17 protein-coding genes are annotated in these 21,848 nt (G+C 62.8%); 5 read left to right on the top strand and 12 right to left on the bottom strand.

The window, feature by feature from the left end; all coding sequences use genetic code 11:
• Positions 1–322 precede the first annotated feature (322 nt).
• The 4 genes from QMG80_RS05185 to QMG80_RS05170 all read right to left on the bottom strand — a co-directional run bounded on the left by QMG80_RS05185 (position 323) and on the right by QMG80_RS05170 (position 7,178).
• Positions 323–2,632, bottom strand: a complete 2,310-nt coding sequence (locus QMG80_RS05185; protein ID WP_085771852.1) for a hybrid sensor histidine kinase/response regulator — start codon at positions 2,630–2,632, stop codon at positions 323–325.
• 255 nt (positions 2,633–2,887) lie between these two features.
• Entirely contained in the window at positions 2,888–4,516 is a 1,629-nt protein-coding gene (pyrG, locus tag QMG80_RS05180; RefSeq protein WP_085771851.1) for a CTP synthase, read from the bottom strand.
• 291 nt (positions 4,517–4,807) lie between these two features.
• Positions 4,808–5,611 (bottom strand): preprotein translocase subunit SecG, encoded by an 804-nt coding sequence (gene secG / locus QMG80_RS05175; RefSeq protein ID WP_085771850.1) that lies wholly within the window; start codon positions 5,609–5,611, stop codon positions 4,808–4,810.
• Positions 5,612–6,701: 1,090 nt separating this feature from the next.
• Positions 6,702–7,178 (bottom strand): hypothetical protein, encoded by a 477-nt coding sequence (locus QMG80_RS05170; RefSeq protein ID WP_085771848.1) that lies wholly within the window; start codon positions 7,176–7,178, stop codon positions 6,702–6,704.
• 234 nt (positions 7,179–7,412) lie between these two features.
• On the opposite strand from QMG80_RS05170, the gene leuB reads away from it, so the two are divergent.
• Entirely contained in the window at positions 7,413–8,522 is a 1,110-nt protein-coding gene (gene leuB, locus QMG80_RS05165) for a 3-isopropylmalate dehydrogenase (RefSeq protein ID WP_085771847.1), read from the top strand.
• Between the two features lie 51 nt (positions 8,523–8,573).
• Here leuB and QMG80_RS05160 read toward each other — a convergent pair whose 3' ends face one another.
• Positions 8,574–11,066 (bottom strand): TonB-dependent receptor, encoded by a 2,493-nt coding sequence (locus QMG80_RS05160; RefSeq protein WP_085771846.1) that lies wholly within the window; start codon positions 11,064–11,066, stop codon positions 8,574–8,576.
• A 180-nt stretch (positions 11,067–11,246) separates the two neighbouring features.
• Between QMG80_RS05160 and QMG80_RS05155 the strand changes: the two genes are divergently transcribed.
• Complete coding sequence (locus QMG80_RS05155; RefSeq protein ID WP_085771845.1) at positions 11,247–11,645, top strand: cupredoxin domain-containing protein; 399 nt, start codon at positions 11,247–11,249, stop codon at positions 11,643–11,645.
• A 72-nt stretch (positions 11,646–11,717) separates the two neighbouring features.
• Here QMG80_RS05155 and QMG80_RS05150 read toward each other — a convergent pair whose 3' ends face one another.
• From QMG80_RS05150 to gap, 3 genes are all read right to left on the bottom strand, one after another.
• Positions 11,718–12,911 carry a phosphoglycerate kinase gene (locus QMG80_RS05150; protein WP_085771844.1) on the bottom strand — a complete coding sequence of 398 codons (1,194 nt, stop codon included), beginning with the start codon at positions 12,909–12,911 and terminating at the stop codon, positions 11,718–11,720.
• A gap of 1 nt (position 12,912) precedes the next feature.
• Positions 12,913–13,155 carry a hypothetical protein gene (locus tag QMG80_RS05145; protein ID WP_085771843.1) on the bottom strand — a complete coding sequence of 81 codons (243 nt, stop codon included), beginning with the start codon at positions 13,153–13,155 and terminating at the stop codon, positions 12,913–12,915.
• A gap of 334 nt (positions 13,156–13,489) precedes the next feature.
• Positions 13,490–14,497: a type I glyceraldehyde-3-phosphate dehydrogenase gene (gene gap, locus QMG80_RS05140; RefSeq protein WP_085771841.1), complete on the bottom strand. Its 1,008-nt coding sequence runs from the start codon at positions 14,495–14,497 to the stop codon at positions 13,490–13,492.
• 213 nt (positions 14,498–14,710) lie between these two features.
• Here gap and QMG80_RS05135 point away from each other — a divergent pair, with 213 nt between their 5' ends.
• The 3 genes from QMG80_RS05135 to QMG80_RS05125 all read left to right on the top strand — a co-directional run bounded on the left by QMG80_RS05135 (position 14,711) and on the right by QMG80_RS05125 (position 18,204).
• Positions 14,711–15,691 (top strand): hypothetical protein, encoded by a 981-nt coding sequence (locus QMG80_RS05135; RefSeq protein WP_085771840.1) that lies wholly within the window; start codon positions 14,711–14,713, stop codon positions 15,689–15,691.
• Positions 15,692–15,696: 5 nt separating this feature from the next.
• Positions 15,697–16,605, top strand: a complete 909-nt coding sequence (locus tag QMG80_RS05130; protein WP_425351430.1) for a heparan-alpha-glucosaminide N-acetyltransferase — start codon at positions 15,697–15,699, stop codon at positions 16,603–16,605.
• 75 nt (positions 16,606–16,680) lie between these two features.
• On the top strand, positions 16,681–18,204 hold the full coding sequence (locus QMG80_RS05125; protein ID WP_085771838.1) for an FAD-dependent oxidoreductase: 1,524 nt from the start codon (positions 16,681–16,683) through the stop codon (positions 18,202–18,204).
• A gap of 7 nt (positions 18,205–18,211) precedes the next feature.
• Here QMG80_RS05125 and fabI read toward each other — a convergent pair whose 3' ends face one another.
• The 4 genes from fabI to secB form a co-directional block, all read right to left on the bottom strand.
• Positions 18,212–19,057 (bottom strand): enoyl-ACP reductase FabI, encoded by an 846-nt coding sequence (fabI, locus tag QMG80_RS05120; RefSeq protein WP_085771837.1) that lies wholly within the window; start codon positions 19,055–19,057, stop codon positions 18,212–18,214.
• Positions 19,058–19,161: 104 nt separating this feature from the next.
• Positions 19,162–20,385, bottom strand: coding sequence for a beta-ketoacyl-ACP synthase I (fabB, locus tag QMG80_RS05115; RefSeq protein ID WP_085771836.1), 1,224 nt, complete (start codon positions 20,383–20,385; stop codon positions 19,162–19,164).
• A gap of 120 nt (positions 20,386–20,505) precedes the next feature.
• Positions 20,506–21,012 (bottom strand): 3-hydroxyacyl-[acyl-carrier-protein] dehydratase FabA, encoded by a 507-nt coding sequence (gene fabA, locus QMG80_RS05110; RefSeq protein ID WP_085771835.1) that lies wholly within the window; start codon positions 21,010–21,012, stop codon positions 20,506–20,508.
• A gap of 263 nt (positions 21,013–21,275) precedes the next feature.
• Positions 21,276–21,770: a protein-export chaperone SecB gene (gene secB, locus QMG80_RS05105; protein ID WP_085773688.1), complete on the bottom strand. Its 495-nt coding sequence runs from the start codon at positions 21,768–21,770 to the stop codon at positions 21,276–21,278.
• Positions 21,771–21,848 lie beyond the last annotated feature (78 nt).

Below are 21,848 nucleotides of genomic sequence, written 5' to 3'. Positions count from 1 at the left end.
ATCCGACGGGAGGCATGGAAAGGGCGAGGGTTCTTATTTGCGGTCCTTCCGCGCCTTGCCTCTCCCGCGAACCCTTGCCGTTCGCTGCTGCGAGCCTCCTGCGCACGCGCCATGCGCCGCGCCTGTCCTCGATCCTCGCTGACGGGCTCCAACGATGCGATCTTCGCTCACGGCTCTCGCTTCACTCAGCATCGGCGAACCGCTCATCTGTGCGTTGCGTTCGCGGCTCTCGCCGTTTCCCGAAGTCGCTCATCCCCTTCAGTGACACAGAGCTAACGTTCAAGGCGCGAGAGGGTTTCGGCGACAGTCTGTCGCAGCAACGTTACGCGCGGGCGACCCCATCGAGCAGCGCTTCGACCTCGCATATGTCGGCCGGCTTTGTCAGGTGCCGATCGAAACCAGCGTCTCTCGCTCGGCGCTGGGTCTCCTCTTCTCCCCAGCCGGTGAGGGCGACCAACGTCACTTCGCGTCCAACGGGAAGCTTGCGCAAACGCCGCGCTGTTTCAAAGCCGTCCATGCCGGGCATGCCGATGTCGAGAAAGATCAACGCGGGCTCGAACTCGACGCACGCCTTCAGACCCTCGGCCCCACTATTCGCGACGCGAACTTTCGCGCCCAGGCATTCGAGCAACCCCGCAAAGGCGTCAGCGACGTCGACCGCGTCGTCCACCACCAGCACGCGCGGTAATAACGCAGCCGAGCGCGGCGCGCTTCGCCTTGGCGGCTCATCCGGCTTTACCGCATTGAACGTCGGAAGTCGCACAATGAAGCGGCTGCCACAGCCTTCGCCATCGCTCTGCGCCTCGACTTTGCCGCCGTGCAGCTCAACGAGGCTTTTCACCAAAGCAAGGCCGATTCCGAGCCCGCCTTGCGCGCGGCCGAGCGTCCGGTTGAATCGCGCAAACAGATCGAATACTCGCGGCAACATCTCCTTCGGAATGCCGACTCCACTATCAACCACGCTCACAACGACGTCATCTCCGTCGCGCATCGCCGCGATTTCGACGCGCCCGCCTCGATCCGTGTATTTCGCAGCGTTGCAAAGAAGATTCCCAAAAATTTGCGTCAGTCGAACCGGATCGGCGTCCAGCACGAGCGCTTGATCAGGCAAGGCGATCCGCAGCTCTATTCCGGCGGCGTCTATCGCCTCGCGGCTCATTTCGACGGCGAGATCGATGACGATGGAAAGGGCCACGCGCTCCCTTTTCAGTTCTATCGTGCCGCTAGTGATTCGCGAGACCTCCAACAGATCCTCAACGAGACGGACGAGGTGGTGGACTTGACGCTCCATAATGGCCTGCATGCGCTCCGCAGCCGGACCTTGGCCGCCAGATTTGCGCAGAACGACAAGGCCATTGCGAATAGGGGCGAGAGGGTTCCGCAGTTCATGGGCGAGCGTCGCGATGAACTCATCTTTGCGCCGATCATTCTCCGCTAGCGCCAATTCGGCCTGTTTTCGTTTGGTCATATCGATGTTCACGCCGATGAGACGCAGCGGCTTGTTAGCGCTGTCCTTAAAGCCCTGAAATCTCGCTGCAATCCAATGCACGCTGCCATCGGGCCAGATGACACGCCATTCGTGCTCGACCGCTTGGCCTGTCAGCAGCGCCTCCTCCACTTTGGCCACGGCGCCAGCCCGATCATCGGGGTGGACCAACTGCTCCCAAGCCCTTTGCGACCCGCCGAATTCGCCGGGCCGAAGGCCATAGATCGCCTCGAGTTCTGCATTCCAGGTGTTGACGCCGGTCTCGACGTTCCAGTCGAACGCGCCGATCTTCGCGGCCTCGGTCGCCATCCGCAGCCGGGCTTCGCTCTCCCGCAGCGCCGCCTCCGCTCGCTTGCGCTCGGTGACATCGCTAAAAACCCCGATAAGACCGATGATTTTGCCGTCCTCGTCGCGAAGCGGGGCAATCGAATGGACAACGTCGAAAAACGCGCCGTCCTTTCGAATGAACACGTCTTCGTGGTTCTTCAAGGCTTCACCGCCGCTGAGCGCCTGAAGCGCAGCACATTCGCTGGCGGGAAAAGGTCGCCCATCGCGATAATGGTGATGAACCATGTCGTGCATTTTCTTGCCGCGCAGCTCAGCAAAGCTCCAACCAAGCAGTTCCTCGGCGGCGGGGTTCATGGAGGTCACCAGCCCATTTAGATCAAGCGTGTACAGCCCCTCGCCAAGGCACTTCAGCGCGGCTTCATCGAAAGCAGCCGCCCGGCGCAAATCCGCATTGAGGTCGCTCAACGCCTGCTCCGCGGCCGTTTGCGCGGTGATGTCGACGTTGTTCCCAAACCAATATTTCAAATTGCCTTGGGTGTCATAATAAGGCTGGACGCGGGTCAGAAACAGCCTGTATTCGCCCTTGGCGCTTCTCAGCGGGAAAACCATCTCAAAAGGTTTCCCCGTCGCAAGCGATGTCTTCCAAAGCTCCAACACCGAGCTCAGTATCCGCGGATCATGCACAGATTGCCAGCCCCACCCCTTCATTTGGGCGGCCGTTGTGCCAGTATATTCATGCCAGCGCCGATTATACCAGTGAATGTAGCCGGTCGTGTCCGCGATCCAGCACATGACGGGCATGTTATCGGCCAGGAGGCGAAACTCTTCCTCTGGAATTTGTGCTTCGCGCTCCTGCATAGGACACCGATCAATTATTCAAGGCGAATAGAGGCGCTAACGCCAGCGCTTTCAGCTAGCGCGTTTCCCGCTCGAACGGAATCGTTCGAGCGGGAAACGCGCCAAGTCGAAAACTCGATCACGCTGCGTTCAGACGAAATCGCCTGAACGCAGAGAAGGCGATCGATTCTAAAAGTTTATAGCGCGATTGGGCGCGACCCGTTGCGCCGAGTCAAGTCTGCCGGCGCCGCGGCGCAGCTCCGCCAGCAGGACGTCTCAGACCAGCCGGCTCTGGGCCTTCGCCGCCGCGATGAAGCTTGCAAAGAGCGGATGCGGATCGAAGGGGCGGCTCTTCAGCTCCGGGTGATATTGCACGCCGATGAACCAGGGATGATCAGGAATTTCCACCGTCTCGGGGAGCTTGCCGTCCGGCGAGGCGCCTGCGAAGATCATGCCTTTCTCCTCCAGGCGCGCGCAATAGGCGTTATTGACCTCGTAGCGATGGCGGTGGCGTTCGGAAATGTCGAGCCGCCCGTAAATCTGCGCGATGCGCGATCCCTCCTTGAGCCGCGCCGGATAGGCGCCGAGCCGCATCGTGCCGCCCATCTCGCCGCCCGTCGTCCGCTGCTCGAGCTCATTGCCGCGTAGCCACTCCGTGAGCAGACCCACCACCGGCTCTTCGCAGGGGCCGAATTCCGTCGAATTTGCGCCCTCGACGCCCGCGAGCGCGCGCGCCGCTTCGATCACCGCCATCTGCATGCCGAAGCATATGCCGAAATAAGGCACCTTGCGCTCGCGCGCGAAGCGCGCCGCCTTGATCTTGCCCTCGGCGCCGCGCTGTCCGAAGCCGCCGGGAACGAGAATGCCGTGAACGTCTCCAAGATGCGCGGCGGGGTCGGCGGTCTCGAAGATCTCCGACTCGATCCACTCGAGATTGACCTTCACGCGATTGGCGAGCCCGCCATGCGCTAAGGCCTCGATGAGGCTCTTATAGGCGTCCTTCATTCCCGTGTATTTGCCGACGATGGCGATCGTGACCTCGCCTTCGGGATTGTTGATGCGCTGCTGCACCGCATTCCAGCGGCTCATGTCAGGACGCGGCGCGGGCTCGATGCCGAAGGCCGCGAGCACCTGCGCGTCAAGGCCCGCCGCGTGATAGAGGCGCGGCACGTCATAGATGTTATGCGTGTCGCGCGCCTCGATCACGGCGCCCTCGCGCACATTGCAAAACAGCGCGAGCTTGCGGCGCTCCTCGCGCGGGATCTCGCGATCGCAGCGGCAGAGCAAAATATCGGGCTGGATGCCGATCGAGCGCAGCTCCTTGACGGAATGCTGCGTCGGTTTCGTCTTGAGCTCGCCGGCGCTCGGGATGAAGGGCAGAAGCGTCAGATGGACATAGACGCAGTGGCCTTTGGGAAGGTCGTTGCCGAGCTGGCGAATCGCCTCGAAGAAGGGCAAGCCCTCGATGTCGCCGACCGTGCCGCCGATCTCGATCAGCGCGAAATCGGCGCTGTCGCTCTCGTCGAGCACGAATTCCTTGATCGCATTGGTGACGTGCGGGATGACCTGGATCGTCGCGCCGAGATAGTCGCCGCGCCGCTCTCGCGTGATGATGTCCTGATAGATGCGCCCCGTCGTCACATTGTCCGTGCGCGAGGCGGGACGGCCGGTGAAGCGCTCGTAATGCCCGAGGTCGAGGTCGGTCTCGGCGCCGTCATCCGTGACGAAGACCTCGCCGTGCTGATAGGGGCTCATCGTCCCCGGATCGACGTTGAGATAGGGGTCGAGCTTGCGCAGCCGCACGCTGAATCCGCGCGCCTGCAGCAAGGCTCCGAGCGCCGCGGAGGCCAATCCTTTGCCAAGGGAGGAGACCACGCCGCCGGTGATGAAGATGTAGCGCGCCATGGGGCCTCACGCCTAACGCCTAATTAGCGTTTCGGCTAGTGCGTTGACGCCGCTTTCCCCAATTCGGAGACGCGGGCGCCACTGGAAGGGTCGGCGACGCTCCCGCCCGCCCCCGAAAGGGGGAAGGAAGCGCGAATTCATGCGGTGATCGGCGCGGACGCGAGCGCGTCCGCGGTTTTAGAGCATGTCACGGAAAAGTGCGAAGCGGTTTTCCGGTCATGACATGCTCTAACTTTTTGACTTGGCGCCATTCCTTATCGCTCGAACGATTCCGTTCGAGCGGGAAACGCGCTAGCGCGTCGGCGACTTCCACTGCACCGGGGGCGGCGGCGTGGCGGGCGCCGGATTAGCCTCCGGGGCTGGTTTCGCGTCCTCGGGCTTGGCCTCGGACTTCGGGGCCGGGGCCGGCTCCTCCGCGCGCGGGGCCGGCACGGGCTCCGACGCTCCAGCCGCGGGCGGCGTCGCGGCAGGCGCCTCCGGCTTGGGAGTCGCGGCCTTCGGCTCCGCCTCCGGCTTGGGAGCTGCGGCCTCCGGCTTGGCTTCGGTCGGCTTTGCCTCCTCCGGCTTGGCTTCGGTTTTCGGCGCTTCGGGCTTTTGCGCGGGTTCAGCCTGGGTCGGGCCGGGTTGCGCGCTGGCGGGGGCCTCGGGCTTTTGCGTCGGTTGCGCGGGCTCTTCGGGAGCCTTCCGCATCGCCGGCGCGCCGCCTCCCGACTGACGCTGCTCCTGCGCGCGCTTCAACTGTTCGAAAATGCTCTCTTTGTCTTTGGGGATCTGAGTTTCCTTCTGCGCCGGCGGCGCCGCCTCGGGCTTGATCTCCTTGAGCTGAACTTTTTCCTGGTCGACCCCTTTGGTCCAGTCCTCGCCGCCGAGCGAGCGCCGCTCCCAGGCGGGGAGGACGGTCAGCAATATGCTCGTCACAAAGAAGACCGTGGCCAGGACGCCCGTGGCCCTGGTCAAGGCGTTGGCCTGTCCGCGCCCGCTGAAGAAGCCGCTCTGGCCGAGACCAAGCGCCCCACCCTCGGACTTTTGATAGAGGATCAATGTGACGAGGGCGACCACCGTCATCAGATGGATCGCCATGACGACCTGTTGCATTGCTCAATCCCTTGCGCGCGTCATGCGCAGCGGTCCGTCTCTGAAGCGCTTGTCCCTCGAACGGAAGCGTTCGAGGGACAAGAAACCACGCCAGATCAAGTAGCTGGTGCGAATTCTGGTCGCGGAAGCCTGTCAACTTCTGCGGAATTCGCGTGAGAGCGCGTCCCGATCGCGTGGAATCACGCGAACGAAAAGGACCCGCTCCAAATCAAAAACTGAGAGCATCTCCTGACCGAAAAACCGCGTGGCGCCTTTCCGGGACATGCTCCAGGCGCGCGTTTTACACGAACGGCGCGGGCGCGCAAATGGGCGGAGAACGCCGACGCCGTCCGAAAAGCGATCCGCGCGCTGCCGGGGCGCCGAGCCGGGCGCTCCGGCAGACGACCCTCGCCGACGAGGAGTTCCTAGCGCGTCTCCCGCTGGAACGGAAACGTTCAAGCGATAAGGAGTCTCGCAAAATCAAAAGGTTAGAGCGACTTCTGATCGCAAAAGTCTGTCAACTTTTGCGGAATTCGCTCTAGCGCGTTTCCCGCTCGAACGGAGACGTTCGAGCGATAAGGAATCGCGCCAAATCAAAAGGCTGGAGCGAATTCTGATCGCAAAAGTCTGTCAACTTTTGCGGAATTCGCTCTAGCGCGTTTCCCGCTCGAACGGAGACGTTCGAGCGATAAGGAATCGCGCCAAATCAAAAGGCTGGAGCGAATTCTGATCGCAAAAGTCTGTCAACTTTTGCGGAATTCGCTCTAGCGCGTTTCCCGCTCGAACGGAGACGTTCGAGCGATAAGGAATCGCGCCAAATCAAAAGGCTGGAGCGAATTCTGATCGCAAAAGTCTGTCAACTTTTGCGGAATTCGCTCTAGCGCGTTTCCCGCTCGAACGGAGACGTTCGAGCGATAAGGAATCGCGCCAAATCAAAAGGCTGGAGCGAATTCTGATCGCAAAAGTCTGTCAACTTTTGCGGAATTCGCTCTAGCGCGTTTCCCGCTCGAACGGAGACGTTCGAGCGATAAGGAATCGCGCCAAATCAAAAGGCTGGAGCGAATTCTGATCGCAAAAGTCTGTCAACTTTTGCGGAATTCGCTCTAGGCGCTCAGTAGAGGTTGCCGTCCTGGCCCTTCCACTTGCCGCTGTCGGTCTTGTCGAAGCGAGTCTCGTCCTTGAATTCGATCACCTTGCCGGGCTCGATATATTGTTTTTCCTTGATCATCTGGTTTTGGATCGTGGTCGAGTAATAGGTGCTGGGCGAGCAGCCCTCCGAAACCTTGCCGGCCGCGTCCGGCTTGCATTCAAGATGGGCGCCCTTCGGGAATTCGACCTTGATGGTGTAGTAGAATTCAACGCCTTCGTGGCCGGCGCCTTCGACGTCGAGCCGCCAGAAGCGGTCGACCTTGAAATCGACGATCTTCGCGTCGGGATCGAATTTCTTATGGATCAGATTCTCGAAGACCTTGCGCGCGTCCGCCTCGGTCGGCTCGGACGATCCAAAAGGCCAGAGGGCTGCGGCAGGCGATGCGGCTAGAAGCGCCGCAACGAGGACCGCCGGCGCGAGAAACGACTTTCCGTTCATTCTGATCTCCTCCCATTTTGCATTTTTTGAGCCCCTGGGCGCCGCCCGTTGCGGGCCGGCGCGCCGGAACCTTTTTAGCAAACTCAAGCTGCACGCGTCCCGAGCCTTCGGCAAGCGGCCCGAATCGGACCAATTGTCGCGGGCGCCGCCGAGCGCGGTTGCGCCGCTCTGACGAGCGCCTTAAGAGCGGAAAACGCCGCCTGGCGGCAATCACAAGAAAAGGGTGAGGTTCGAATGTCCGCCTTCAAGCTGTTGCTTCTTCCTGGTGACGGGATCGGTCCCGAGATCGCGGCCGAGGCGGAAAAGGTCATCGCGCTTTTGACGAGGGCGGGCGTCGCCCAATTCGAGATCGAGAGAGGCCTCGTCGGGGGCGCGGCCTATGACGCTCATGGCGTCGCGATCAGCGAAGACGACATGAAGCGGGCGCATGCGGCCGACGCCGTGCTGCTCGCCGCCGTCGGCGGTCCCAAATGGGACGGCGTTCCCTATGACGTACGGCCCGAGGCCGGGCTGCTGCGGCTGAGGAAAGACCTGGGCCTCTTCGCCAATCTGCGCCCGGCGATCTGCTATCCGGCGCTCGCCGACGCCTCCTCGCTGAAGCGCGAGGTCGTCGACGGTCTCGACATCATGATCGTGCGCGAGCTGACGGGCGGCGTCTATTTCGGCGAGCCGAAGGAGATCGTCGATCTCGGCGAGGGGCAGAAGCGCGCCGTCGACACACAGGTGTACGAGACCTTCGAGATCGAGCGCATTGGCCGAGTCGCCTTCGAGCTTGCGAGAAAACGCGGCAATAAGGTCACATCGTCGGACAAAGCCAATGTGATGAAGTCGGGCTATCTATGGCGCGAGGTCGTCACCGCGTTGCACAAGCGCGAATATGCGGACGTGCAGCTCGAGCACATGCTCGCCGACGCGCTCGCCATGCAGCTCGTGCGCTGGCCGAAGCAGTTCGACGTCGTCGTGACCGACAATCTCTTCGGCGACATGCTCTCGGACGAAGCCTCGATGCTCACCGGCTCGCTCGGCATGCTGCCCTCCGCCTCGCTCGGCGCGCCTGACGAGAAGGGTAAACGCAAGGCGATGTACGAGCCTTGCCACGGCTCGGCGCCCGACATCGCCGGCAAGGGCGTCGCCAATCCGATCGCGATGATCGGCTCGGTCGGCATGGCGTTGCGTTATTCCTTCGATCTGCCCAAGGCCGCCGACGCCATCGAGGCGGCGATTGGCGGCGTGCTGGCGAAGGGGCTGCGCACCGCCGACATCAAGGGCAACGCGCCCTCGAGCGTCTCGACGAGCGCCATGGGCGACGCGATCGTCGCGGAGCTGGCGAAAGCGCTCGGATAGCGCATCGCTCTGGGCCGTTCCCGCGGTGGTCGCGCCGCCGCGGGCCTCCGATCAAAACTTCGCCCGCAGCGTGACAATGGCGCGGCGCGGCGAGCCCGGCATGATGTTGTTGTCGGCGCTCGCCGCCACGTAATAATGGGCGCCGGCGAGATTCTCGACGTTGAGCTGGGCGCTGACCTTCTCGCTCAACTTGACATAGAGCGCGCCGTCCACGCGGGCATAACCGGGCACGATGATCGCATTGTCGATCTCGGGAAAAAATTTGGCGTTGTAGATCAGACCAAGACCGACGCCCAGCACGCCCGGACCGGCGTCGAAGAACGACGACAGGTCGTATTTGTTCCACCACGAAAAAGTGTCGAGCGGCACATTGGGCGTCTTGTGGCCGACGTCCGTCTGCAACGGATTGTTCGGATAGGGCGCGCCGCCGTCAATGGCGGTGATCAGCCCGATTTGATGAGCGTATCCCAGAGACACGCGCCATTTGTCGGTCATCTGCCCGACGACGCCAATCTCGCCGCCTCTCGTCTTCGTGTTCCCCGCGACGAAATTGACGGAGTTCACCGCCAGCGGCTGATTGGAGCGATTTAAAAGGTAGAGAGCGCCGGTGAAGAAAAGGTTCGGCTGCGGCTCCGCCTTGAAGCCGATTTCGTAATTCTCGATTCCCTGCGGCGACAGCGCCGCGAGATTGGGCGTGATCAGAACGAATTGATCGCCCGAGGGCGGCAAGAAGGAGCGCGAATAGACGCCGTACAGCGAGAGCTGCGGATTTGGCTTCACCACCACGCCGACGCGCGGCGACCACTCATTGTTGATCGTGCGAATGTAGCCGTCGATCGTCGCCGAGCCTTCGTCCATGTCCCCGCTCGCCGCGAGGTTTGGATTGGCGTAATCATTGCCGATGAATTTCAGATCGAAGCGGTCGTAACGCACGCCGGCGATCACATCCAAATATTGGGTGATCGCGATCTGATCCTGGACATAGCCCGAAGCGGTGAGCAGATCGGAGCGGCGCCGCTCGGCGACGTTGCCGTAGTTGACCGGATTGTAGATGGTCGGCGTCAGATAGAAAGTGTCGACCTCGGTCGTGCCGCAATCGAAATTGAAGCAGGCGAAGTCGCGATCGCTTTTTGATGACTGATGTCCAACCTCTCCGCCAAAAGCCACCGTGTGCTTGACCTCCGGCGTCGTCTCGAACCTGTAGACGAAGTCGAGCTGGTTGATGATGTTTTGACGCGGGGTGTTATGCCGATAGCCGGTGATGCCGTTGACCCCGCCTTCGTAAAGCAGCACGGGCTCGTCGGTGAAGGTGTTCTGATAGCGCTTTTGATAATTGGCGAAGAGGATGTGGTCGCGGATTTCGAGGCCGAAGTCCGTCTTGTGCTCGCCCGCGAGATCGACCGAGTTCACGTCGACCTTGGAATAATTGACTTGCGCGGCGCTCGGGTTGGCGTCGCCATAGAAGAACCAGCTCGGGACCGGCGAGGGATAGCCAGGAGCATAATTCGTCATCAGGTCGGTCGGCAGACCCGGAAAAACGGACCAGAGGCCAGTCGAGTTGACGCCGCGATCAGCCGTCCGGTGATCGCGGTAATGCTCATAGGTGAGCCAGACGAGCGTGTTCTCGTCTTGCTTCCAGGTGAAGGTGGGGCTGATTCCGTAACGTTCGAGACCGAAGAAATTGCGATAGCCGTAGGACTGCTCATACATGCCGTTGAGCCGCGCCGCGAAGTGCTCGGTGACGGCGCCGCCCCAGTCCATGGTGACGCGTTTTTGACCGAAGCTGCCGCCGCTCAGGTTGAGCTCCTGAATGGATTCGCCGTCCGCCTTCTTGGTGACGCGGTTGACGATGCCGCCCGCGCCGCCGCGGCCGAAGGTGAGGGCGCTCGGCCCCTTGAGCACCTCCACCGCCTCGATGTTGTAAAGATCGCGCAGATATTCGGCGTCGTCGCGCACGCCGTCCTTATAGAAATCAGCCGTCGTCGTCTGGCCGCGGATGACGACCTGGTCACTGTTGCCCTCGCCGCCGGCGACCGTGACGCCCGGCACATAGGAAACCGCCTCCTGCAAGGTCACGCTGTCGCGATCCCTGAGCTGCTGCTGCGTGACGATCGTGATGGACTGCGGGATATCCATGATCGGCGTGTTGGTCTTCGTCGCGGTCGACGTGCCGCTCGCCGAATAGCCGACGACGCCGCTCGGGCCACGTCCCACTTGCTGACCGGGGGCAAGGAAGGGCGTCGGACCCGTGTTGGCCGCAGCGGTTGGCGCGGGAACAGGGTTGGTCGCGGCTCGCGGCGTCGAGTCGGGCCGGCCGCCGTGGGACCCGGCAACTTGGCGCGGCGCGGCAGGGCGCGCCGCGACGTGTTTGGCTTTCGGCTTGCTGATGTGAATGTCGGGAAGCGCGAGCTGAGCCAGCGCAGCGTCTGACGCGAGCGCGAGAACGCAAAGACTTCCTCCAAGCAGAAGCCTCTTTCCCAGCGAGGGCGCAGCACGATCTCTTCGTGGGCCCCCTGCTCCGTTTTGCTGCTCGCCTGCCGTCATCACTCGTGACCTTTTCGGCGCCGGCAAAGCGCCGATCGTGAGCGAAGACTAAACCTGTAAGGCGAGCGAGGTAAATGAGCGAAGATATACTTTGGAGATATTCTCACTTATGGGATTTAAATGAAGAAGGATTCCAATCAACCATTATATGCTTGACTGTTGCACTGGCGCCACACCGATATGGTGGCAAACCCTGTTGCTCAATGCCGCAGCGCTGTCCTGAAGTTTCATTTCGTCAATCGCCTGCCCAAGCTCGACCCGGTCAAGGTCACTCACTCCGCCTGCCTCGAAAAGTCCGGGAGCGAATGTCGGCTTCGGGGTCTTGGCTTCAGGGTCTTGGAGGACAATCTGCCCCTCGGCGTGGCGGCGCCCAATCCAAAGATCAACGATCAGGTCATGAACGATCAGAACGGCGTGTGCAGTGTCGAGCAATGGCGAGATGGCTCATGCGCCTCCCCGCCGGTCGTGCTCGACATCGCCTTTTCGGAAATCGGCGAGTGCGTCTACGACTGCCATATCCTCGAACACGAGGACGGCGGCATGATGGCCAAAATCAAGGTCGTGCCGTCGCCGCAATAGGCCTTCCAGCCGCCGCATAGGAGCGGAGGCAGCCTCTTGAAGCCCGGCGCGGGGCGCTCAGCCTCCCATATCTCAGGCCGAAAGCGCCTTGACGCCCGGCAGCTCCTTGCCCTCGAGCCATTCGAGGAAAGCGCCGCCGGCCGTCGACACATAAGTAAATTGTTGCGCAGCATGCGCCTGATTGAGCGCCGAGACGGTGTCGCCGCCGCCTGCGACCGACAAGAGCTTGCCTTCAACCGTCAATCGCGCCGCCGTTTGTGCGACGGCGCTCGTCCCTTCGTCGAAAGGCGGCAGCTCGAAGGCGCCGAAGGGGCCGTTCCACACGAGAGTCTTGCATTTTTCGAGCAGGCCTTCGACATGGGCGACCGCCTTCGGTCCGACGTCAAGAATCATTTCCTGGGGGCCGACATGGTCGGCGGAGACGACATGCGCCGGCGCATGCGATTTGAACGTCAGCGCCACGGTCACGTCCTCGGGAAGCACGATCTGGCAGCCGGCGGCCTTCGCCTTGCTCATGATCTCGCGCGCCGTGTCGAGCAGCGACGTCTCGCAGAGCGACTTGCCGACCGCCTTGCCCTGCGCGGCAAGAAAGGTGTTGGCCATGCCGCCGCCGATGACGAGATAGTCGACCTTCGACACGAGATTGCCGAGGAGATCGAGCTTCGTCGATATCTTCGCGCCGCCGACGATCGCCATGACGGGGCGCTGCGGCGCGCCGAGCGCCTGCTCGAGCGCCTCGAGCTCGGCCTGCATCGCGCGACCGGCATAGGCCGGAAGCTTGTGAGCGAGGCCCTCGGTCGAGGCGTGGGCGCGATGCGCCGCCGAAAACGCATCGTTCACATAGAGATCGCCAAGATTCGCGAGCTCCTCCGCAAAGGCGGGGTCGTTCTTCTCCTCGCCCTTGTGAAAGCGCGTGTTCTCGAGCAGCAACACGTCGCCGTCCTTCAGCGCGGCGATCGCCTCCTGCGCAGGCGGGCCCACGCAGTCGTCGGCGAAGGCCACGGGACGACGCAGATGCTCAGCCAGCGCCGCAGCGACGGGCTTGAGCGTATCCTCGTCGTTCCTTGCGCCTTTGGGTCGTCCGAAATGGGCGAGCAGGATGACCTTCCCGCCCTTGTCGGCGATCTCCTTGATCGTCGGCAGCACGCGGTCGATGCGCGTGGCGTCGGTGATGTGGCCGCCCTCCATCGGCACGTTGAGATCGACGCGGAGGAGGACGCGTTTGCCCTTGAGATCGGCGTGATCGAGCGTTTTGAAGGAGGTCATGTCACCTTCTGAGGTAGTTCATCGCGAAGATCAAAATCCCCGAGCCGAGCGCCCAGGTGGTGAAGACGATGCCGAGCATGGTCCAGACGGTAGGGAGCGCGTTGAACCGCTCGCTTATGCCGGAGAGGCGACCTTCGACACCCGTGAAACGCCCATTGATCGACGCGAACTTTCCGCCAAACTCCGCAAACTGAACGTCAATTTTCGCGTCGAGTCTATCGAGTTTTGCGTCGAGTTTCTGCATTTTTATCCCTTGCTTATAATAGGCTTAGTTGCGTTCTTGAGAACTGTCACCTCGTGTCTTTCGACATAGCCGCAGCGAGAGCAGATGAGTTCGACGTGATGAAAATGCCCCCTCGGAAAGGCGTCCCCGGGCAGCTGGAAGGAACCATGCGGCACGACGCTGCGACTTTCGACAAGGTAGAATCGCTCATTCGAGCAGCGCAGACAGGAGAGGTTGGGGAACGCCTCATTAACAAGCTTTGCTAGTTCGTTGAGGCGTTCGTCCTCCACGAGGTTGGAGGTGGGGCGGAGGTCATCTGTAGGGGATGTTGGCTCCGCCATTGGTTCGCGCTCCCTCAGATCAGCTTCGCGATCGCCGCAGCGACGTCCGTCATGCGCGCCGAGAAGCCCCATTCATTGTCGTACCAGCTCAGCACCGAGACGAGCGTCCCGTCGAGGACCTTGGTCTGGTCCATGTGAAAGGTCGAGGAAGCCGGGCAGTGGTTGAAGTCGGTGGAGACGAGCTTGTCGTTTGTATAGTCCAGCACGCCCTTCAACGGCCCGTCCGCAGCGGCCTGGATCGCCGCATTGATCTCGTCCTTGCTCGTCGCGCGCTTCGCCACGAACTTCAGATCGACGAGTGAGACATTCGGGGTCGGCACGCGCACCGCATAGCCGTCCAGACGACCATTCAGCTCCGGCAGCACAAGGCCCACGGCCTTCGCCGCGCCCGTCGAGGTCGGGATCATCGACAGCGCCGCAGCGCGGGCGCGATAGAGGTCCTTGTGCATCGTGTCAAGCGTCGGCTGGTCGCCTGTATAGGAGTGGATCGTCGTCATGATCCCCTTGTCGATGCCGATCGCGTCATGCAGCACCTTGGCGACGGGCGCCAGGCAGTTCGTCGTGCAGGAGGCGTTGGAGATCACGAGATGCTCCTTGGTGATCTTGTGATGATTGACGCCATAGACGACCGTCAGATCCGCGCCCTCGCCAGGCGCCGAGACCAGCACGCGCTTCGCGCCGGCGTCGAGGAGGAGCTTCGCCTTCTCACGCGCGGTGAAGAGGCCCGTGCACTCGAGCGCGATATCGATCTCGAGTTCCTTGTAGGGAAGCTCCGCCGGGTTCTTGATCGCCGTGACCTTGATCGGCCCACGGCCGACGTCGAGCGTATCGCCCGAGACGGTGACCTTTTGCGGAAAACGCCCGTGCACGGAGTCGTAGCGCAGGAGATGCGCATTGGTCTCGACCGGCCCGAGATCATTGATCGCGACGACCTCGAGATCGGCGCGGCCGGATTCCACGATGTAGCGCAGCACGTTGCGTCCAATGCGGCCAAATCCGTTGATCGCCAGTCTCACGGCCATGTAGGTCCTCCTTGTCGGTGCGGGATGAGCGGCAGCATTGATAACATATAGCCCGCGCTGTCAACGCGATCGGGAGGCTCCGCTCGCGCCCCGAACCGCTGTCAAGGTGGAGCCCAAGTCGCTGCGCCCGACGCTCGGGGCCGGCTTGCCTCTGGCGCGTCAGGCCTCCTTTGCGCTAGAGCAGAACCCTTCGCAGACAAGGGCCCTCTCGCCATGACTTGGACCGATCGCCGCCGTTTCCTCATAGGTGGAGCGAGCCTTGCTCTCGCGCCACGCGCCCTGGCGCAGGGGCAGCCGGAGGAGGAGTTGCAGGTTCGCGTCGAGAACAATTCGACGCCGGAGCTTTGCGCCGAGAAGGACAATATCGAGCTCGACTTCTACTCGAGCCGGCTGCGCCGCATGCAGGTGCAGGCCGTGCATCCTTCCTACATCAACATGATCGATAGGGACCGCTACGCGCCCGACTGGTCGAGCTGCGACTTCTCCCATGACTATTCCGGAGTCGTCGAGCACACGCGACGTCATACTTTTTGGGAGACGCCAGAGTTCTGGCTCGTCGGCTACACCTTCCCGCCCAACGCCTTTTGGCGCGCCCCCACCGTGCCGGTGCGCGTGGGCGACCGCGTGGAGCGCGGCTTTCACATGGTGCAGGTCTGGATGAGCTATCGCCAGCGCGCGGAGGAAATCCTGGTGTTCTATCCGCCCGACGGCTACTGGCGCGCGCGGCCCCTTCCCTATGAGGAAATGCGCTGGACCGCCTATGGCTCCTCCTTTCTGATCGGCCCGGTCGAAACGCAGCAGCGCCCCATCGTGGACTTTGAAGAAGTGATCTTCGAGCCGGAAACGAAGAGCTTCGTGCTGAAATTCAAGCGCGGCGGCGAGGCCCACATCCGAATCGACAAGATCGACCAGGAGCGCATGGTGCTGGACGTCTCCTACAGCGCAGAAATGCCGGATGGGCTGCCCTTCGCCTCGCTGCGCTCGATGTTCACGATGCAGACGATGAACGACGCGGCGCGCGTCGCCTGGCGCACAAAGCGCGGCTCGGGCTGGCAGGAGGCCGAGGTGATTGGCTTCCCAGGCGCGAGCGCGACCGAATTTTGGGTGGGCCGGCATTTGCCGTCGCGCCACAATCTCTCGGCCCCCGACATGGTCTTCGGAAAGTTTCAGGCCGCCGCGCTCGCCTCGAGATGACCGCCTTGAGCCGGCTCCTTTGGCTCGACGCGGCGCGCGGCTTCGCCGTCGTCGCGATGGTCGCCTATCACTTCGTCTGGGACCTCGGAAATTTCGATTATATCGATCGCTATTTTCCCTATTCGGCCCAGTTCAAGAGCTTCGGCCATGCGATCGCCCTTTCCTTTCTCTTCATCGCCGGGGTGAGCCTCGTCCTCGCACATGAGCGCAATCCGAGCTTTGGCCCGTTCTGGCGCCGCCTCGCGCGCATCGCCGCCGCCGCCGCGCTCGTGTCGCTTGGCACCTATCTCGTTTTTCCGCAGTCCTTCGTGTTCTTTGGCATATTGCACTGCATCGCGGCGGCGAGCCTGCTGGCGGCGCCCTTTCTCTTTCTGCCTTGGCCGGCGTCCTTGTTCGCCGCGGTCGCGGTCTTTCTCGCGCCGCGCTTCCTTGCGGCGCCTGTCTTCGACGCGCCCTGGCTGAGTTGGATCGGCCTCTCGACCGTCGAACCGTTGACCAATGACTGGCGGCCGCTCTTCCCTTGGTCAGGGGCGCTGCTCGCCGGAGTCGCCTTCGCGAAAGCTCCGGGCGTTTTGGCTGCGCTCGGGAGGTTTGAGCCGACGGGGGCCGGAAGCGCTTTCGCGAACGCCTCCGGTTGGCTTGGCCGTCACAGCCTGGCGATCTACCTGCTGCATCAGCCGCTGCTTTTCGGCGTCTTTCTGGGAATAGCGAAGCTCTCGACGCCGAGCGAGAACCCGTTCCCCAAAGACTTCCTGGCTGCCTGCGAAATGCGTTGCGAGGCGGACGGCGGTGCGATCGAGTTTTGCGAAGCGGCTTGCGGCTGCGTCGAAGCGCGGGCGCGCGACCTGCCCGGAGAGCCCGCGGAACGCGCTCTGAGGCTGCGAGCCCTGGCGGAGGACTGCGCGAAGCCCTGACGATCTCGAAGACGTGGACCGCGGCCGCCGGCGATCTATCTGAAGCTCCAGAGGCCGCTTGAATACGGAGCTGAGATGAACGACGCGCCGGCCCAAGAGCTCCCTGATCTGACACAGGGCGTCGCCCATGCCGATCTCTTGCATGCCGGAAAGCTCGTCGGCCGCGTCGGCGAAGCAGAAGTGCTGCTCGTGCTCGACGGCGAGAAGATCTTCGCTGTCGGAGCGCATTGCACCCATTATCATGGGCCGCTCGTCGACGGGATCGCCGTGGGTGGCGAGATTCGCTGTCCCTGGCACCACGCCGCTTTCGACCTGTCGACGGGCGAGGCGCTGCGCGCGCCGGCTTTCGACAGGCTTCCCTGCTGGTCGGTCGAGCGACAAGGGGACAGGATCTTCGTGCGCTCAAAGCGCGAGGCCGGCCCCTATGTCCAGGCCCCGACGGGCAATATCGAGCGCATCGTCATCGTGGGCGGCGGCGCCGCCGGCTTCTCCGCCCTTTTCGAGCTGAAACGCGCGGGCTTCACCGGCGTCCTCACGATGATCGGCGCCGAGAAGGCGCCGCCGCTCGACCGCCCCAACCTCTCTAAAGACTATCTCGCGGGCAGCGCGCCGGAAGATTGGCTGCCCCTGCGGCCCGCAAGCTATTACGCGGAAAACGGCGTCGATCTGAGGCTCGGCGCCACGGTGAGCGCCATCGATCCCGCGAAGGGCGCCGTCAAGCTCGAAGATGGGGAAGAGCTTGCCTATGACCGCCTGTTGCTGGCGCCGGGCGCGGAGCCGGTTCGGCTGACGATTCCTGGAGCCGATCTCCCGCATGTGAGCGTGCTCCGTTCGCTCGACGATTGCCGCGCGATCATCGAGCGCGCCAAGACGGCCAAACGCGCCGTCGTGCTCGGCGCGAGCTTCATCGGCCTAGAGGTCGCCGCGTCACTGCGCGCGCGCGAGATCGAAGTGCACGTCGTCGCGCCGGAAAAAGTTCCGATGGCGCGCGTGCTGGGCGAAGAGATGGGCGCCTTCGTGCGTAAGCTGCACGAGGAGCACGGCGTCATCTTCCACCTCGAGGATGTCGCGACCGCGATCGACGCGGAGAAAGTCACGCTGAAAAGCGGGCTCTCGCTTCCCGCCGATCTCGTTGTCGCGGGCGTCGGCGTGCGTCCACGCGTCGCTTTGGCGGAAAAATGCGGGCTCGCGGTCGATCGCGGCGTCGTCGTCGACGCCTTTCTCGAAACCAGCGCGCCGCGAATTTTTGCGGCCGGCGACATCGCGCGCTGGCCGGATCCGCATAGCGGCGACAAGATACGCGTGGAACACTGGGTTGTCGCCGAACGTCAGGGCGAGACCGCCGCGCGCAATATGCTCGGCGCGCGTGAGACCTTCGAGGCGGTCCCGTTTTTCTGGAGCCAGCATTACGACGTGCCGATCAATTATGTCGGACACGCCGAAAGCTGGGACGCCATCAAGATCGACGGCGACATCGCCGCAAAGGACTGCGTTCTGCGCTACAAGCGCGGCGGGAAAACGCTCGCCGTCGCTTCGATCTATCGCGACATCGACAGCCTGCGGGCGGAGCTGGAGATGGAGCGGGCGTTGGGGCGGTGAGGGATTCTCAGGCCCTAGCTTTCGGCGGAGGAAGAGCGTCCCAATCCCCGCCCGCCTCCAGATCCTCGGGGCGCGGCTGCAGCATGATGTTGTAGCCCGCGTCGATGAGATGGATCTCGCCGGTCACGCCGCCGGAAAGCTCGGAGAGGAGATAGAGCGCGGAGCCGCCGATCTCGTCCAAGGTGATCATGCGCTTGAGCGGGCAATGCGCCTTCTGAAAAGCGCCCATCGCGCGCGCGCCGCCGATCCCGGCGCCGGCCATCGTGCGGACTGGACCGGGCGAGATCGCATTGACGCGAATGCCGCGCGCGCCGAAATCCGCCGCGAGATAGCGCACCGAAGAATCAAGCGCCCCCTTCGCGACGCCCATCACATTGTAGTTGGGCATCACATGCGTGCCGCCGGCGAAGCTCACCGTCAGCATCGAGCCGCCGCTCTGCATCAGGCTCGCGGCGCGTTTCGCCGCCTCGGTGAAGGAGAAACAGGAGATCACCATCGTGCGGATGAAATTCTCGCGCGAGGTGTCGGCATAGAGGCCCTTGAGCTCGTTCTTGTCGGAATAGGCGATCGAATGGACGAGGAAATCCAGCCCGCCCCACTCCTTTTGCAGGCGCGCGAAGACGGCGTCGACCGTGGCCAGGTCCTCGACATCGCAGGGAAGGATGAGCTCCGAGCCGAGCTCCTGGGCAAGCGGCCTGACCCGCTTCAGCAGCATCTCGCCCTGATAGGTGAAGGCGAGCTCGGCGCCGTGCCGGGCGAGCACGCGCGCGATCCCATAAGCGATCGAGTGATCATTGGCGACGCCCATGATCAGGCCCCGCTTGCCTTGCATCAATCCCTTGGCCTCGGTCATCCGCAACTGCCCTCGAGCTTCGTTGAAACCAACGCGAGCCTGGAGGCTCGCGGTCCACGCCGTCCGGACCGAGAGCCTCCAGGCTCGCTCATCTTGCTACCGTCTTACGCGTCCGGGTGCTTGAACACCAATGTCGCATTGGTGCCGCCAAAACCGAAGGAATTGGAGAGCACCGCGCGCAGATTCACATTGTCGCGCCGCTGGCGCAGGATCGGCATGTCGGAGAACTCGGGGTCCAGCTCCTCGATGTTCGCGCTCTTGCAGATAAAGCCGTGCTTCATCATCAGCAGCGAATAGATGGCTTCCTGCACGCCGGTGGCGCCCAGCGAATGGCCAGTGAGCGACTTCGTCGCCGAAAGCGGCGGGCATTTGTCCTCATTGCCGAAGATCTCGCGGATCGCCTCGATCTCCTTCACGTCGCCGACGGGCGTCGAGGTCGCGTGCGGGTTGATGTAGTCGATCGGAATCTTCACATTCTGGAGCGCCTGCTGCATGCAGCGCACAGCGCCTTCGCCAGAGGGCGCAACCATGTCGTGGCCGTCCGAGGTCGCGCCATAGCCGACGATCTCGCCATAAATCTTCGCGCCACGCGCCTTGGCGCGCTCATATTCCTCGAGCACGAGCACGCCGGCGCCGCCGGCGATGACGAAGCCGTCGCGGTTCTTGTCATAAGCGCGCGAGGCGGTCTCCGGCGTGTCGTTATAGGAGGAGGACATCGCGCCCATCGCGTCGAACAGCACGGAAAGCTCCCATTCGAGCTCCTCGCAGCCGCCGGCGAAGATCATGTCCTGCTTGCCCCACTGGATCAGCTCAAAGGCGTTGCCGATGCAATGATTGGAGGTCGCGCAGGCCGAGGAGATCGAGTAGTTGACGCCCTTGATCTTGAACCACACCGCGAGCGTGGCGGAGGCCGTGGAGGCCATGGTCTTCGGCACGGCGAAGGGACCGACGCGCTTGGGCCCCTTCTCGCGCGTGATGTCGGCTGATTCCGCGATGACGCGCGCCGAGGGGCCGCCCGAGCCCATCACGATCCCGATGCGCGGATCGGAAATCTCCTCGAGGCTCAGCCCCGCGTCGGCGATAGCCTGATCCATCGCCACGTGACACCAGGCGGTGCCGGCCGCGTGAAAGCGCGCGGCGCGCCGGTCGACGACCTTCATGGCGTCGAGCTTCGGCATGCCGTGCACTTGCGAGCGGAAGCCGAGCTCGGCGTATTTTTCGGCGCGCACAATGCCGGGCTTCGCGTGAAAAAGCGACTCTTTGACTTGCTCGACATTGTCGCCGATCGACGACACGATGCCCATTCCAGTGACGACGACGCGTCTCATGATGTTCCTCCTCAGGGCTCGAAGCCCTTTTTGGGAGCGAGGAGCGAATAGGGACTCGGGAATTGAAGCGCTCTCGCGCCCTATTCGCTATCGCCTATTCGCCGCGCACTCTCTTTGCGCTCACTCTTTCGCGAGGCAGACGCGCAAATCCTTGGCTTCATAGATGCGCTTGCCGTCGGCCGCCATCCAGCCGTCCGCGATGCCGAGCACGAGCTTGCCCTTCATGACGCGCCTGAAGTCGATCCCATAGGTGACGAGCTTCACGGTCGGGCGCACCATGCCGGTGAATTTCACCTCGCCGACGCCGAGCGCCATGCCGCGGCCCGGCAGGTCGAGCCAGGCGAGATAGAAACCGACCATCTGCCAGAGCGCGTCGAGCCCTAGGCATCCCGGCATGATCGGATTGCCTTTGAAGTGGCAATCGAAAAACCAGAGGCTCGGCTTGATGTCGAACTCGGCGCGCATGTAGCCCTTGCCGTGCTCGCCGCCCTCCTCGAACACTTCCGTGATGCGGTCGAACATCAGCATCGGCGGCAGCGGCAGCTGCGCATTGCCGGGGCCAAACAGCTCCTCGCGGCCGCAAGCGAGCAAATCTTCATAGCCGAAGCTTGAGCGTCTTTCGCTCATCGATGGGCTTCCTCTCCCTTATGATCGTTCATTGGGCGAGGCGCGCTAGAGCGAGTCCCGATCGCGCGGAATCTCGCGATCGAAGAGGATCAAGCTCCAAATCGAGAACTTAGAGCATGGCCTGACCGGAAAACCGCTTCGCGCTTTTCCGTGTCATGCTCTAGGCCGCAATTGCGGCGCTCGCCGGATCAATTTCGTAACATAAGGAAAGGCGCGGTCAAAGCCGCGCCCCGAAAACCCGCAGGCGTCGCCCCTTGCTTCCATCAGCTTGGAATGCTGGCTCCCTGAGCCTTGGCGGCTTCCGCCGCCTTCTGCTGATAGAGGCCGACAAAGTCGATCGGATCGAGAAACAGCGCCGGGAAGCCGCCGTCACGAGTGGCGTCCGACACGATCTGGCGCACATAAGGGAAGAGCAGGCGCGGGCACTCGATCATGACGATCGGATGCACCTGTTCTTGCGGAATATTGGTCAGGCGGAAGACGCCGGCGTATTCGAGATCGAGCTTGAAGAGCACATTCGCCCCCTCGCCCGCCTTGGCGTCGAGCTTGAGCGAAACCTCGAAATCGGTCGGCGCGAGCTGCTTGGCGTCGACATTGACCTGAACCTGGATGTTCGGCGGCGTGTCCGGCGGGGCGAGCGAGCGCGGAGCGTTGGGGTTCTCGAAGGACAGATCCTTCAAATATTGGCCAAGGGCGTTCAGCGCCGGCGCGCCGGAGCCCTGCTGCGCCGCGTTGTCATTGCCGTTGCCTTCCGCCATTTCCATCGACTCCTATCAAGATTTCGCAGTTTTCGCGGCCCCGCCTAACACGTTCATCCCGACGCGACAAGGCGAGGG

This window comes from Methylocystis bryophila (assembly GCF_027925445.1).
In the GTDB taxonomy this organism is placed as follows: Bacteria; Pseudomonadota; Alphaproteobacteria; order Rhizobiales; family Beijerinckiaceae; genus Methylocystis; species Methylocystis bryophila.
Note: the sequence above shows the minus strand (reverse complement) of the source record. Positions and strands in the feature narration are given on the sequence as shown.